The 13,714-nt window shown below is 71.9% G+C and carries 10 protein-coding genes and 1 pseudogene; 5 read left to right on the forward strand and 6 right to left on the reverse strand.

Annotated elements, in window-relative coordinates:
- Positions 1–62 precede the first annotated feature (62 nt).
- Positions 63–305, forward strand: coding sequence for a DUF397 domain-containing protein (locus QF035_RS48725; RefSeq protein WP_055617755.1), 243 nt, complete (start codon positions 63–65; stop codon positions 303–305).
- A gap of 209 nt (positions 306–514) precedes the next feature.
- Here QF035_RS48725 and QF035_RS48730 read toward each other — a convergent pair whose 3' ends face one another.
- On the reverse strand, positions 515–1,195 hold the full coding sequence (locus tag QF035_RS48730; RefSeq protein ID WP_307528821.1) for a pyridoxine/pyridoxamine 5'-phosphate oxidase: 681 nt from the start codon (positions 1,193–1,195) through the stop codon (positions 515–517).
- Positions 1,196–1,262: 67 nt separating this feature from the next.
- Here QF035_RS48730 and QF035_RS48735 point away from each other — a divergent pair, with 67 nt between their 5' ends.
- From QF035_RS48735 to QF035_RS48750, 4 genes and pseudogenes are all read left to right on the forward strand, one after another.
- A complete protein-coding gene (locus QF035_RS48735; RefSeq protein WP_307528823.1) occupies positions 1,263–1,856 on the forward strand; it encodes a CGNR zinc finger domain-containing protein in 594 nt (197 codons plus the stop codon).
- A 9-nt stretch (positions 1,857–1,865) separates the two neighbouring features.
- Positions 1,866–2,288 carry an ACT domain-containing protein gene (locus tag QF035_RS48740; RefSeq protein WP_307528824.1) on the forward strand — a complete coding sequence of 141 codons (423 nt, stop codon included), beginning with the start codon at positions 1,866–1,868 and terminating at the stop codon, positions 2,286–2,288.
- Positions 2,289–2,398: 110 nt separating this feature from the next.
- A pseudogene (locus QF035_RS48745) lies at positions 2,399–5,397 on the forward strand (ATP-binding protein); the annotation flags it as partial.
- 422 nt (positions 5,398–5,819) lie between these two features.
- The gene (locus QF035_RS48750; RefSeq protein ID WP_055610485.1) at positions 5,820–6,317 is read left to right on the forward strand and encodes a hypothetical protein; all 498 of its coding nucleotides are present in this window, start codon (positions 5,820–5,822) and stop codon (positions 6,315–6,317) included.
- Between the two features lie 46 nt (positions 6,318–6,363).
- Here QF035_RS48750 and QF035_RS48755 read toward each other — a convergent pair whose 3' ends face one another.
- From QF035_RS48755 to QF035_RS48775, 5 genes are read right to left on the reverse strand one after another with little or no spacing between them, the layout of a single operon-like run.
- The gene (locus QF035_RS48755) at positions 6,364–7,626 is read right to left on the reverse strand and encodes a type III PLP-dependent enzyme (RefSeq protein ID WP_307528827.1); all 1,263 of its coding nucleotides are present in this window, start codon (positions 7,624–7,626) and stop codon (positions 6,364–6,366) included.
- Complete coding sequence (locus QF035_RS48760) at positions 7,623–9,446, reverse strand: IucA/IucC family protein (RefSeq protein ID WP_307528828.1); 1,824 nt, start codon at positions 9,444–9,446, stop codon at positions 7,623–7,625. The genes QF035_RS48755 and QF035_RS48760 overlap by 4 nt, the downstream gene beginning before the upstream one ends.
- Positions 9,434–10,636 (reverse strand): MFS transporter, encoded by a 1,203-nt coding sequence (locus QF035_RS48765; RefSeq protein ID WP_307528830.1) that lies wholly within the window; start codon positions 10,634–10,636, stop codon positions 9,434–9,436. The genes QF035_RS48760 and QF035_RS48765 overlap by 13 nt, the downstream gene beginning before the upstream one ends.
- Complete coding sequence (locus QF035_RS48770; RefSeq protein ID WP_373466851.1) at positions 10,633–12,492, reverse strand: IucA/IucC family protein; 1,860 nt, start codon at positions 12,490–12,492, stop codon at positions 10,633–10,635. Before QF035_RS48770 ends, QF035_RS48765 begins: the two co-directional genes overlap by 4 nt.
- On the reverse strand, positions 12,489–13,670 hold the full coding sequence (locus tag QF035_RS48775) for an ATP-grasp domain-containing protein (protein WP_307528832.1): 1,182 nt from the start codon (positions 13,668–13,670) through the stop codon (positions 12,489–12,491). The genes QF035_RS48770 and QF035_RS48775 overlap by 4 nt, the downstream gene beginning before the upstream one ends.
- Positions 13,671–13,714 lie beyond the last annotated feature (44 nt).

The following is a 13,714-nucleotide window of genomic DNA, read 5'->3' on the forward strand; positions in this document are numbered from 1 at the left end:
TGTGCGGGGCAGTGGGCGAAAGCTAGGCTGGCCGCGGACGACGAACCGGGAGGAGCACGGACGTGGCCGAGAGCACCATCCAGCAGCACCCGCTCGCGGGCTGGGACAAGCCGGAGCTTGACCTCAGCAGCGCCGACTGGCATTCCAGCAGCCGAGGGCAGGGGGATGTCCAGATCGCCTTTGTCGAAGGCTTCATCGCGATGCGCAACAGTGGCCGCCCGGAAAGCCCCTCCTTGATCTTCACGCCCGCGGAATGGGGCGCGTTCGTGTCGGGGGCGCGGGAAGGGGAGTTCGACCTCACGTGAGAGGACGTGGGGGAGCCTGATCCGACGAGAGGGGTGCTGTTCCGCCCCTGTCCGGGCCACGCGATCTTCGGCCGTTTCCCGGGGTGAGGCCTGAGCGAGGCCGGCCCCGGGAAACCGAGGTCACCGACGGGCCGTTCGCGGGCGCTCGGCCCGGCCGCGGCCATGCGCCGGCCGTCTCGTCACGGCTGTCCATGCGGCAGCCGTCTCCTTCAGGGCCACAGCAACTGCTTGTCCCAGCCCTCCCCGGAGCGCACGTACACCAGCCGCGTGTGCCGTCGCTCCTTGTCGCCCTGCCAGAACTCGACGGACTCGGGACGCACCGAGTGCAGCGTCCAGCCGGGTGCCACGAGATCCGGCTCGGCCTCCAGCCGGGCCAGCGACTCCTTCACCACGGTGTCGCGCTCGGCGAGGTCCGCGAGGGGCCGCGACTGACGGCCGAGCAGAGCCTCCGCGCGGGCACCGGCACTCCGTGCCAGGAAGTCGGCCGCACTGTCCTCGGGACTCTCCGGCGCGACCGGTCCACGTACCCGGATCTGCCGTGCGAGCGGCGACCAGTAGAAGGTGAGCGCCGCATAGGGCCGCTCCGCCAGATCTCGGGCCTTGACGCTGCCGCCGTCCGACGCGAACCGCCAGCCGTCCGGACCCAGCCCCTTGAGGATCAGGGTCCGCGCCGTGGGATTCCCGTCGGCACCAGCCGTGGAGACCGTCATGGCGTGCGGCTCGCGCACTCCGGCGTCCACGGCGGCGAGCAGCCACTCGGCGAACAGCTCCGTCGGCGTGTCCGGGGCCTGGGACGGGTCGAACACGGGCAGCTCGCCCGCGAACACCTCCAGGCCGCGCAGCAGTTGACGCAGATCCTCCACCGACACACTCCCCGCTCGGGTGCTCATGGACGCGCTCGGGCGACGAGGAGAGTGCCCGTGCGCTAATGGATGCGGTTGACCGTATCATTAGCCCATGAACGCCTCGATCGGCGCGGACGCACGTCTCGCCCTGGATCTCGCCCTCACCATCCGCCACGACGGCCACGGCGGAGTCGCCGACGATCTCGCCACCGTGGAGGGCCTCACCACCTGGGTGCGCGAGCGTCCGGAGACCGGCGCCCACGGCTTCGAGGTCGACGAGACGGAGCTGGCCGCGGTACGGGACGTGCGCGCCGCTGTCCGTGCCCTGTTCGCCCGCGCCGTGCTCCCCGGTGATCCGAGCCCGGCCGACGCCGCCCGGCTCATGCCCGTACGGGACGCCGTCGAGCGGCTCAACACCCGCGCGGCCCTGACCCCGACCGTCCCCGTACTGTCGTGGACGGACGGCGCCGACCCTCTCGTACGTCAGGAACCCGCGCACGGCGACGCCGAGCTCACCGCGTCCCTCGCCCGCGCGGCCATCGCGTTCCTCGCGAGCCCCGACCGGCAGCGGCTGCGCGCCTGCCACGCGCCGCGCTGTGTGCGCTACTTCCTCAAGGACCATCCCCGGCAGGAATGGTGCAAGCCCTCGTGCGGCAACCGTGCCCGTGTCGCCCGCCACCACGAACGACACAAGAAGACGGCATAGCCTTCGGGTATGGGCGGTCCTGGCGGTAAGAGCGCGGAACGTGATCTCGGTCGACTGCTGAGCGGTATGGCACCCGCCCTGCATCCCGGCCGCTTCGTCTTCACCACCGTCCCGGGGACCACTGCGCCCCCAGGACTCTCACCGGTCGTCACCGTCGTCGAGGACGAGGGCCTCACCCTCGTCGTCGAGCAGGAGGACGCCGACGCCGCGCGTCTGACGTACGACTTCGTGGCCGCCTGGATCACCCTGCGCATCCACTCCGCGCTGGACGCCGTCGGCCTCACCGCCGCCGTCGCCCAGGCACTGGCCGAAGCGGGCCTGAGCTGCAACGTCGTCGCGGGCTTCCACCACGATCACCTCTTCGTGCCGCACGAGCGCGCCGCCGAGGCCGTGGCCCTTCTGGAACAGCTGGCCGACCGCTCCGGTCAGTAACGGCCGATCGGGTCCACGGCACTGGCTCCGGGCGTACGCTGAGGTGCCTGTAGGTCACGGAGCGCACCGTCTCCCCGCGCCGGTCGCACCACCGTGGCAGGGGGTGCGGCATGGGTCAGCGCGGCATGCGGAGCAGAAGGACGCTCTTCGAGCGCGAGAGTGAACTCGCGGCTGTGGACGAGGCGTTGGCCGAGGTCACCGGGCTGGGAACGGACGACGGACGTACGCGTTCGGACGACACCGGTCCTCGCCGAGATGCCACTGGCCCTCGTCGGGACGGCACCGGTCCTCGTCGGGACGCCACCGATCCTCGTCGGGACAGCATCGGCCCTCGTCGGGATGGCATCGGCCCCGGTCAGGACGTCACCGAACCGTACGACCGGCCCCGCGGCGGCCTGCTCGCCTTCGCCGGACGCGCCGGAATCGGCAAAACCACCCTTCTCGCCGAAGTACGCCGCCGCGCCACCGCCATGGGCTGCACCGTGCTGTCCGCGCGCGGCGGTGACCAGGAGCAGCGCGTCGCCTTCCACGTCGCACGCCAGCTTCTGCAGCCCCAGCTCGCGGGCATCCCGGAGGCCGAACTCCGTGCTTCGCTGGGCAGTTGGTACTCCATCGTCGGCCCCGCACTCGGCTTGTGCGCCCCCGCCGAGGGCGCACCGCCCGACCAACAGGGCCTGCGCGACGGCCTCGACTGGGTGCTCACGCATCTCGCGGTCCGGCGCGCGCCGATGGTGCTGGTCCTCGACGACGCGCACTGGGCCGACGCCGAGTCACTTCAGTGGCTCGCCGCGTTCGCACCCCGCGCCGAGGAACTGCCCCTGCTGCTCGTCGTGGCCTACCGCCCCGACGAACTCCCGGACCACGCCGAGCCGTTCAGGGGTCTGCCCGGCCGCGCAGGCGGGCGCCCCCTCGACCTGGAACCGCTCAGCGCGGTCGCCGTCGCCCATCTGGTGCGCGAATCCCTCGGCACACAGGCGGACGACGCGTTCTGCCGCGAATGCTGGGCCGTGACCGCGGGCAACCCGTTCGAGGCCGTCGAACTCACCGCGAAGGTACGCGACCGGGGTCTGACCCCACCGAGGCCGGGGCACATCTGCTGCGCGACCTGGCCGCCGCGGTCAAGGGCAGCGGACTCGTCGCCCGACTCGAACGCCTCGGCGCCTCCACCGTCCGCTTCGCCTGGGCCTGCGCCGTCCTCGGCACCGAGATCCCTCCGGTGCTGGCCGCGGCCGTGGCGGGCCTCGGCTCGGAGGAGGCCGCCGACGCGGCGGACGCCCTGCGCGGCGCCCGTATCCTCACCGGCGCCGACACCCTGGAATTCGTCCACCCGCTCATCGCCACCGCCGTCTACCGGGCCATTCCCCGGGGCGTACGGGTGGCCCTGCACGGCCAGGCCGCCTGGTGCGTCGTCGACGCCGGCCTCGGCTCCGCCGCCGCTGCCCGGCACCTCATGGAGACCCACCCCGACGGCGACGTCTGGGTCGTCCAGCAGCTGCGCGCCGCCGCCCGCGAGACCCTGCGCGCCGGAGCCCCGGACGCGGCCCGCCGCCACCTCGCCCGCGCGCTGCGCGAACCCCCGCCCGCCAGGGAACGGGCCGCCGTGCTGTACGAGCTCGGCAGCGCCTCCCTGCTCACCGAACCCGCGACCACCGTCAACCACCTGCGGGCCGCACTCGAAGAACCCATCGCAGACACCGAGCTGCGGCACAACATCGTCTACCGGCTCTCCCAGGTACTCGCCCACAGCGACCGCCTCGCCGAGGCCTCCGACGCCCTCTCCCGCGAGATCAAGGTGACCGGCGACGCCCGCGTACGGCTGCGCATGCAGTCCGAGCAGTTCATGTGGGACGCCTTCCGGGCCGACGAGCCCGACTCACCGGCCCGCTCCCGCCGCCTCGCCCGGCTCGCCGACCGGCTGACCGGCCGCGACCTCACCGAGCGCTATGTGATCGGCCTGCGCGCCTGGGACGCCACCCTGCGCGGCGAACCCGCCCACATCGCGATCCGGCACGCCGAACGCGCCCTTGCCGGCGGCTTCGGCTGGGCCGAGGCCGACCGCGGCTTCGAGGTGCCCGTCCTGGTCGCCCTCACCTTCATGTACGCGGACCGGCCGGGGCGCACCGAAGAACTGTTCGCCGCCGGGATCGCCGACTTCGAACGGCAGGGCTGGCACGGGGCCCACCTCTCCTTCGGCTACACCCTCCTCGCGTACGTACGTTTCCGCCGCGGCCGTCTCGCCGAGGCCGAGGACTTCGTACGCGCGGGGCTCCGGCTGGCCGAACGCGTCGGGCCCGGCACGCCCGCCCACTGGTACGCCGTCGGCACCCTCATCGACATCCTGCTCGCCCGCGGCCGGATCACGGAGGCGACCCAGACCGCCGAGGAGTACGCCTTCGGGGAGCCGTTCCCCGCCGCCGTCGTCTTCCCCGACGCCCAGACCGTGTACGGCGAGCTGCTGCTGGCCAGGGGGCTGACGAAGGACGCCGCCGTCGAACTCGCCGCGGCCGGGCGCCGCCTCGACCCGCGCGGCATGCGGAATCCGTCCTGGTGCCCCTGGCAGCTGCACCTCGCCCGCGCGGAGAGCCACGATGCCCCGGAGCGGGCGGTGGCCACGGCGTTCGAGGCCGTGGGCCGGGCTCGGCTGTTCGGTGCGCCGTCGGCGATCGGCCAGGCACTGCGTGCCGCGGCCGACGTCTCCTCGGGCCCGGCCCGCGTGAAACTCCTCGAAGAGTCCGTAGGTCATCTGGAGAGCTCGCCGGCCGCGTACGAACTGGCCTGCGCCCTCGTCGCCCTCGGCACGGAGCTGCGGCGCGCGGGCCGCAAGGAAGCCTCCGAGCACCTCTACCGGGGGCTGGAGGCGGCGGCGCAGTGCGGTGCCGACGGGCTTGTCGAGGCCGCGCGCGACGAACTGGCCGCCGCCGGGTTGCGACCGCGCCGTCTCCACAGCACCGAGACGGACACGCTCACCGCCCGCGAACGCGCGGCCGCGGCACTCACCGCGCGCGGTCGCACCCTGGCCGGCATCGCCGAGGAGCTGCACACCGAGGAGCCGGCGGTGGTGCGACTGCTGTCGGCGGTGTATCGGAAGGTGGGCACGGACCGGGGGGGGGCTGGGGGCGGCGTTGGGGGAGGCGGGGGCAGCGGAGAGAGTGGACACAGGGGGAGAGGGATCGGGCGCGGGGGCGGAAGCGAAGGGCTAGTCAACGGGTGTGGGCCTACGCCGGTAGGCAGACAGGTGCCGACCCGGAGGCGGGGGCATACCGGCGTTGGCCAACAGGCGTGGGCCCACGAGCGTGGGGCAGCGGGTGGAGGGAAAGCCAACGCTTGTTGGCAAACGCTCGGTGGTGTGTGTCGGGGCCGGGGCAACGAGCGTTGGCAAACAGTTGGTGACGGAAACGGCTCGAAGTCGCCACGTGACGGTCAACGCCCGTCGGTGGACCGGCCCCAGCCAACGCGTGATGGCCAACGTTCGCCGGCCAACGGCCGTCGACCCCACGCCCGTCCACCCCTCGGGGCACGTACCATTGCGGCATGTCCTTCCTCCGCCGCCGCAGCGCCACTCCCGCCGGGCCTGAATTCGACGTTCTGGCCATGGACCCGGGCGACTGGCCCGGCAATCTAGGCGCGGGCCTGCTGCCCGCGCCCGATGGAAGCTGCCAGGGCGTGTTCCTGCGCTACGACCTGTTCGGTGGCCGTGGCCCCGCGATGATCATCGGCAATCTGCCGGAGGGGTCACCGGCCCGGGACGTCGCCGAGGGAGAGGTCCCGTTCGAGGTCGCGCAGCTGCTGCTGGCGCTGGAGAACGAGGAAGAGGTCACGGTCGTCGGGGCGGAGGACATGCCGGTGATGCAGGGCGACAATCTCCTCATCGTGCGCCGCCTCAAGCTCTCCGAGACGCGGATCTCCTGCGTCCAGTTCGACCGCAGCGACAACGTCCTGGTGACGATCGCCGCGTGGGACCGCCCCATCACCGACGACCTGTACGCGCTCCTGAAGCCCCTGCCCGCGGAGCTCTTCCAGCAGGGCTGAACCCCCGCCGTCCGCAGCGAACCGTCGGCGGACGACGAGACCACGTTCAGTGTGCGAACCCCTGGCCTCGCTCCTTCTCACCCGCGACTGATTCGGTGTCCACCTCGTCCAGGAAGTGGAACCCGGGCCGCGGGTGCATGAGGAAGTCGTGGTGGGAGATGTTCCACGCGTAGGCGCCCGCCAGTGCGAACGCCACGCGGTCGCCCGCCTTCAGCCCCGGGGTCGGGACGTTCCGAGCCAGGACATCTTTCGGAGTGCACAACTGGCCCGTGAGCGTGACCAGTTCACGTCTCGCGACCGGACGCGGCCAGGGATGAGGCCAGTCCTCCACCGCAAGGACGGTGCAGGGCTGGTCGTGCCCCTTGGTCGCGGGAGTGCGCATGTGGTGCGTCCCGCCGCGCACCACGGCGAACTCCTCGCCGTGGCTCTGCCTCACGTCCAGCACCTCGGTGGCGTACCAGCCGCAGTACGCCGTCAGCGCCCGCCCGGGTTCGATACGCAACGTCAGATCCGGGTACCGGGAGACGAGTTCGGCGAGCCCTTCGCCGTACGCGACCCAGTCGAAACGGTCCTCGGGAGCGGCGTAGTCGACCGTCATGCCCCCACCGACATTCACCTCGGCGAGGCGCACCCCGTCGTGCCGTTCGACCAGCCCCACGGCCCACCTCACGATGGACTCGGCCACCGCGAGCTGCTCCGGAGCCCGGAGCCCACTGGCCAAGTGGGCGTGAACGCCCCGGAGTTCGAGGTGTGGATACGTGCCGTCGGTGAGCAGGCGCACGACCGTGTCCGCCTCGGACGGGTCGAGGCCGAAGGGTGTGGGACGGCCGCCCATCGCCAGCGAGCTCGCGGCCAACGAGCCGGACGCCACGGGGAGGTTGAAGCGAAGCAGGACCGCGACCCGGCTGTCGGGCCCGACCTGCCGGGCCAGTTCGGCCAGCATGTGCAGCTCGTACTCGCTCTCCACATGGAAACGCTCCACGCCCAGCTCCAGCGCGGCCGTGATCTCGGCGGGCGTCTTGCCCGGACCGCCGAAGGCCAGAGGGCGGCCCGGAACCGCCTTGGCGACATGGGCGAGTTCGCCGCCCGACGCGACCTCGTAGCCGTCCACGTACGGACCCAGCGCGGCCAGGATCTCCGGCTCGGGGTTGGCCTTGGCCGCGTAGTGGACCTCGACGCGCGCGGGCAGGGCGGCCCGCACGTTCGCGGCGTGCTCGCGCAGTGCCGCCAAGTCGTAGACGTAGGCGGGGAGTTCGCCGGAAGGCAGGGAGAGTACACGGTCCCGTACGACTGCGGCGGGGATGGTCATCGGGTGCTCCCGGTCGTGTGGCGCAGAATGTCCTCGCCGAGCGGAGAGGAGAGGCGGACATATCCGGCCTCGCGGTCGGCCTTGCGCTCCCAGCGGGTGAGGAGGTTCGCCTTGGCGGGCAGGGGCACTCCGGCGAGCAGCGCGGCCAGCGGAGGCGGGCAGCCGTGCCGGTCGGCGTACTTCTGGAGGGTGATGCGGACCTCCGCCCACAGAGCCGCCTCGGCATGGGGGTGCAGGTCGGCGAGCGCGGCGAGCAGCTCGGCGATGTGGTTCACGAGCAGGCAGTAGACGACCCGGTCCCAGCCGCGCTGCGCGTCGTACGTCATCGGGCCCGCGACCTCGGGCGGCAGCGCGGCGAGGGTCTCGGCGTGGTGCTCGGGCACGAGCTTGGTGCCCTCCAGATCGCGGAAGAGGACCTGGGCGGGCATGCCGTCGCCGTCGACGCAGATCAGCACGTTCTGCAGGTGGGGTTCCAGCACCAGACCGTGGTCGAAGCAGGCGGCAAGGACCGGCGGCACGAGCAGCCTGAGGTAGGCCGACCACCAGTCGAGCGCGGCCTGCGGACCGGCCCCGTCGAGGAGGTGGGAGACGTGCGCGGGACTCGTCGGGTACTCGTCCGCGACGGCCGCCGCGAGCAGCGGGGTGGTGCCGGGCAGGAGGTGCCGGGTCAGGCCCTCGCGGACGATGACGCCGAAGCCTTCGAGCAGCTCGCGGTCCGGGGCGCCGTCCGGCCCGGGCAGGGCGAGGCTGCGGTACGCGGGCTCGCGGAGCACCGCGCTGCCGGGGAAGCGCTCGGCGAGGTCGGCCAGGGCCGGTCCCAGGGCACGGGTGAGTGCGACGGCGCCGGAGAGCTCGTAACTCGCGTTTTTGCGCAGGCAGTTGGTGATCCGGACGTTCAGGCTGAACTTCAGGAACGACTCGCCGTCGTACAGCGTCCGCACGGATGCGGTGGCGGCGAAGGGCCTGCCGCCCGGGCCGAGGTCGAGGATGTCCCCGCGCCCGAGGGCCGCGCGCAGCGCCGGGTGCTCGTGGAGCATCGCGTACTGCCAGGGGTGGGCGGGCAGGAGTCGGTAGCCGTCGGGCACGTCGGCACCGCCCTCGCGGTCCTGCCGGTCCCGTCGGTCCCGTCGGTCGAGCACGTCCAGGGCGCCGGGCTCCGCGGCCTCCTCGGCGATCAGGTGCTCGCGTACGGCCAGGTGGCGCAGAAGGAAGGCCGCGCCGGCCTCCGGCGAGTAGGCGAGCCAGGAGTCCGCCTCCCCGGTGCGCGCCTTGGGCGTGGGATGGAAGCGGTGCCCGAACAGCAGCGACTGCTCGGACACGAGATAGGCGGCGACGGGCGTGTCCGCCGGCACCGAGTCGTTCCCGGCCCGTACGGGGATCGCGTGGGGATCGGTCCCCGCTCGTACGGCGAGAGAGGCGGCGATGGTTCGGTGACTGGAGTCGATCTGTTCCAGGAACTCCTCGTTGCGCACACCGGTACGCAGGGACAGCTCGTCCTGCGTGTACTCGGCCAGCCGCCGCCATCCGACCACGTGCCAGCCACCGTCGGCCGTCTGCTCGCTCACCGGGCCCGCGAAGCGGTGTGCGCCGAGCAGCGACGTACGGCGCAGGGCGACGCGCAGCAGCACGCCGCGGCGGGGGAGCCGCAGCAGCAGACGGCCATCGGTGAAGGCGGTCTGGCGTTCGGGCGCCGACACCTCGCGCAGCAGACAGTTGAGGAGGGTGTGCGCCACGGCCTCGTCGGGGGACGGGAGTTCGGTCGTCGCGGTGGGGGCGGTGGCGGCGGGGGTGCTACCGAGCGACTCGGTCAGCGAGGGCATGTGTGGCTCCAGCGGGTGCAAAGAGAGCGGAGGATGGTCGCGCATACGGTGATCAGTGCGACGGCCGCGCCGGTGAGTAAGGGTGCGGTCGGGCCGTAGCGGGCGCTGCCCGCCGCCGCGGCCACGCCGGAGGCGACCGCGCCGGCCTTGGAGAAGAACTCCAGCGAGCCGAACAGCCCGCCGGGGGAACGGCCCTTGACGCAGTCGGCGGTCAGCACCGACAGACACACCAGGCCGAGCGTCAGCCCCACGCCGAGGACCAGCCGTACGCCGATCAGGGTGGCGAGGGAGTCGGCCACGCTGTGACCGGCCAGTCCGATCGCGACGCAGACGAATCCGAACACGATCCCGGCCCGGGCACGGTCCCGGAAGGCGGTGTGTACGGGCATGGCGGCCATGAGGTAGCAGAGGTGGGGCACGGCGAACAGCACGCCCGCCGGCGTCGGTGACGCGCCCGGTATTCGTTCCTCGACAAGGGAGATGAGGTAGGGGAAGGAGATGACCGTGGAGAAGACGAAGGCGAACTCGAGCGCGTACAGCGAGCGCAGGGCCCCAGCCGGGGCGGGCTCGGAAGTCTGCGCCATCTCCGTCAAGTCGGCCTCCTCCGCCTGTGGTTCGGGCAGTGCGGCGAGCAACAGGGCGGCGGCCAGGGGGAGAAGGGCGAGCAGTGCGTACTGGCGATGCGGTGACAGCCAGGTCGACAGGAAGCCGACGACGATCGGGGCGACGACCAGGGCCGCCCGCGCGCTGCCGTGCATCAGCGTGAGTGCCGTGGACAGGTGGGTTCCTTCCAGCGCGGCACCGAGATAGCCGTTGGACGCCGCGAACGTGCCGCCGAGGACGCCCTGCAACACCAGCGCCGCGGTGAAGGTGCCGAGCGAATCGGCCCACCCCGCGAGCAGGAAGGTGACGGCGAGCCCCAACTGGGCGCGCAGCAACAGCCGTTTTCGCCCGAAGCGGTCCGCGAGCCGACCCCACACAGGGGCACCGAGCGCGCCGAACACGGTGGGCACGACATACAGCAGACCCGCCCAGCGAGCCGTCCGGTCGCCGAGCTCCGGAAGGATCTCGGTCAGGAACGGCGGCAGCCCCAGTGCCGCGAACGACGCCACGAAGTAGCAGCCCGCGACGGCGTGCACGTGCCCGGGCCCGAACCCGGGGCGGGGCATCCGCAGGACATCGGCCGTCATGCCGAATTCGCTGTGAGTAGAAGGTAGTTGGGGCCGGTCGTGTAGTGCTTGTTGATGTCCGCCGCGCCCGAACGGTCCTTGGTGAGCAGGGTTCCCGCGGTGACCATCGCCTTCACGGGCAGGCGGGGCGCGTCCAGCACCTGGGCCCGCAGCACGGCACCGGGCTCGCCCGCTCCCGTCCCGAGCCGCTCGACAGCCTCGGCGAGCCGGTCGCGTACGAGCCGCAGCAGCACCGGAAGCGGAGCGCGACCGTGCCGGGCGAGCCCGAACGCGTAGGCGCCCGCGCACAGATGGACCGGGATGGTGGTGAACAGGTCGACGACCGGCTGGTCGCTCTCGGTGAAGGTCCGGGCATCGTCGAAGTCATGCGGGATGGTGGTGTTGTTTCCCAACCGCTCACCCAATCCCTCACCCAACCGCTCGCGCAGCCGCGCGGAGTTGATACGCGGCCCGTCGTTGTCCTTGAACAACAGCCGCAGCCGAGTGCGGCCGTCGGCTCGCCCGTCCAGGACGAGCGAGATGTTCTGCTGGTGCGACTCCAGCGCGATCCCATAGCCGAACAGCGTGGTCTGCCAGTCGAAGAGCAGCGTGAGCCAGGCGTCGAACAGGGCGAGCGGGTCGCCGTCGTAGAAGCGGTCGGCCAGGTGGTCGATGACCAGTCGGCCACCGGGTGCTTCGGCGAGCAGCGCGGCCATCGGCACGACGACGGAGTCCTGGAGACCGGCGGGGTAACGCCGGAACAGCGCGGCGAGCAGTTCGTGCCCCGCGTGCGCGTACCTGGTCTCGTCGGCATGCAGGATCGTGTCCTGGAAGCGGGGCTCGCGGGCGACGACCCGCTCGATCAGACGCTGTCCCGCGGCTCCGTCGACGAGTGTGCCGGGCTTGATGGTCCGCCGGTTGCGCAGGCCCAACGTGGCGGTGGCCAGGGGGAGTTTGACGTGCAGCAGTGGGTCGGCGGACATGGCCACGGTACGCATCGACAGCGTGGGCACGGTTTCGAGGTGGGCGCGGTCGGCGAGCACCGCGCGCCCCGCCAGACCGGTGGCACGCAGGGCCCCTTCCAGCGGGGCACCGACGGTCAACGGGTGCACGGGCAGGGCCACATGCGTACGGTCGAGCTCCCCCAGTCCGATCAGTCCGGGCGTGGGCCAGTCGTCCGGAAGGGTGCCGGTGACCGCATCCCGGGGCACGGCGAGCCAGCGCAACGAGAAGTGCGGATGGAACTCCGGTGCGTACGCCCGCAGTTGCTCCTCGGTGAGCCCGGACCGGCCGCGTGCCGTGGGGTAGACGGGATGGTCGAGATGCGCGGCGAGGGTGTCGAACGCCGGCCCGGCCGTCAGTCCGGTCCAGTCGGCCGGGTCCGCACCAAGACGGTCCGTCAGCCGCTCGGCGGCCTCCGGCCGGAACGAGGCGTGCAGCCGCATGGTGGCCAGCGTCTGACGGCACTCCTCCGCGAAAGCGTCGAACCCGCCCTGGTCGAGGGGATCGGCCAGGGCCCGCAGTGCGCCAAGGATCTCGTCGCACGTCTCATACGGGACGGGGACGTGCGCGGGTTCCTCGAACTCCCCGACGAGCAGCGGCAGCCGGGCCGTGAACTCACACTGGAACCCGTCCTGGACGACGGGCAGCAGAAGGAAACCCCCTTGCCCGTCGGCCCGTTGCAGCCACGCGCCGTCCGGCCGCTGCACGAGCGTGCTGCGCGTACGCAGGCCGACCACGTCCTCACGCAGCAGAGCGCTGAGCACCCGGATCACCAACTCGCCCTCAGTGGGGTCGGTCTCCGTCCGTACGCCGTGCCCGCCGCCCGTGTCGTCCGCGTCGAAGGAGCCGCCGGTCGTCGCAGTCGGGCCCGTCACCGCTGGATCTCCCACCGCTGCCCGTCCAGGAACTCGGCCACGGCCTTGTCCACGGCCTCCTGGTCGGTTCCCATGGCCCGCAGCACGCCGAGGAAGTCGCGATTGGTGTGATACACGTCGTGCCGCTCGCCGACCTCCCGAAGCGGGCGATACGTCAACTGCACTCCGTCGACGGTCAGTTCGGTTGCCGCGGGGGCGACGGTCAGCGTCCCGGCGCTCTCGGCACAGGGGTACTCCAGCCGTGCCGCGCCGTCTCCCCGTGCGCCCAGGTCCGTCGGCAGACGCTCACCCAGGTGCGTACGCAGTATGTGCTCGAAGAGCGGGATCTCCAGCAGGCGTGCCAGCAGCAGATCGCACTGGTCGCCGATGGCGCGGTAGTTGACCTCGATGATTCGCGCCCGGCCCTCGTGGACCACGAATTCGGTGTGGCAGGCGCCGAATCCCACGCCGAGCGCGTCGAGTTGGGCCAGCACCTGGTCGGCGACCGGCTCGGGATGGGCCGCGACGAAGGTCAGCCGTTCCTCGATGAAGTACGGCGGTGGTGACACCGTGGTGTGAAAACCGCCCAGGACATGGCGGACATGACCGTCGCCGAGCGTCTCCAGGGTGTACAGCTCGCCCGGCAGGTACTCCTCGACGACCAGGGCGGCCCCCGGGCGACGGCTCTGGATCTCCGTGCAGCGCGCCACCAGTTCCTCGGGACCGTCGACGAGGACGACGTCCTCGCTGGCCACGCCCTCACGAGGCTTGACGACACACGGGTAAGGAGGGTCGAGGCCGGCCAGGCCCGCGAGATCCGTGACTTCGGTCGACCACACCGTGTCCGCGCCGACGGAGGCGAGACGGCGGCGCATCTCGGCCTTGTCCTTGGTGCGCAGGGTGACCCACCAGTCCTTGCCCGACAGGCCGAAGTAATCGGCGGCCAGAGCGGCCTGGGTCTGCAGATGGTCGCTGTTGGTGAAGACCGCGTCGGGTCGGTGATGAGTCGATATCCGGGTGACGACGGCACGGAAGTCGCGCACGTCGCACTCCAGGATCTCGATGTCCGGATACACGCTCCGGTGGGCGTCCGGCTGGTCGGTGAGGAGCGTGACGTCCAGGCCGAGCCGCGCCGCGGCGGGCAGAAATCCTTCGGTGACGGAGTCGGTCGGGTTGAGGGCCAGTAGATACATACGCATGCGCGACGACAACTTCCGCTCGTGGGTGGAGTGTTGAGGGGCGT

This window comes from Streptomyces umbrinus, assembly GCF_030817415.1.
Classification (GTDB): domain Bacteria; phylum Actinomycetota; class Actinomycetes; order Streptomycetales; family Streptomycetaceae; genus Streptomyces; species Streptomyces umbrinus_A.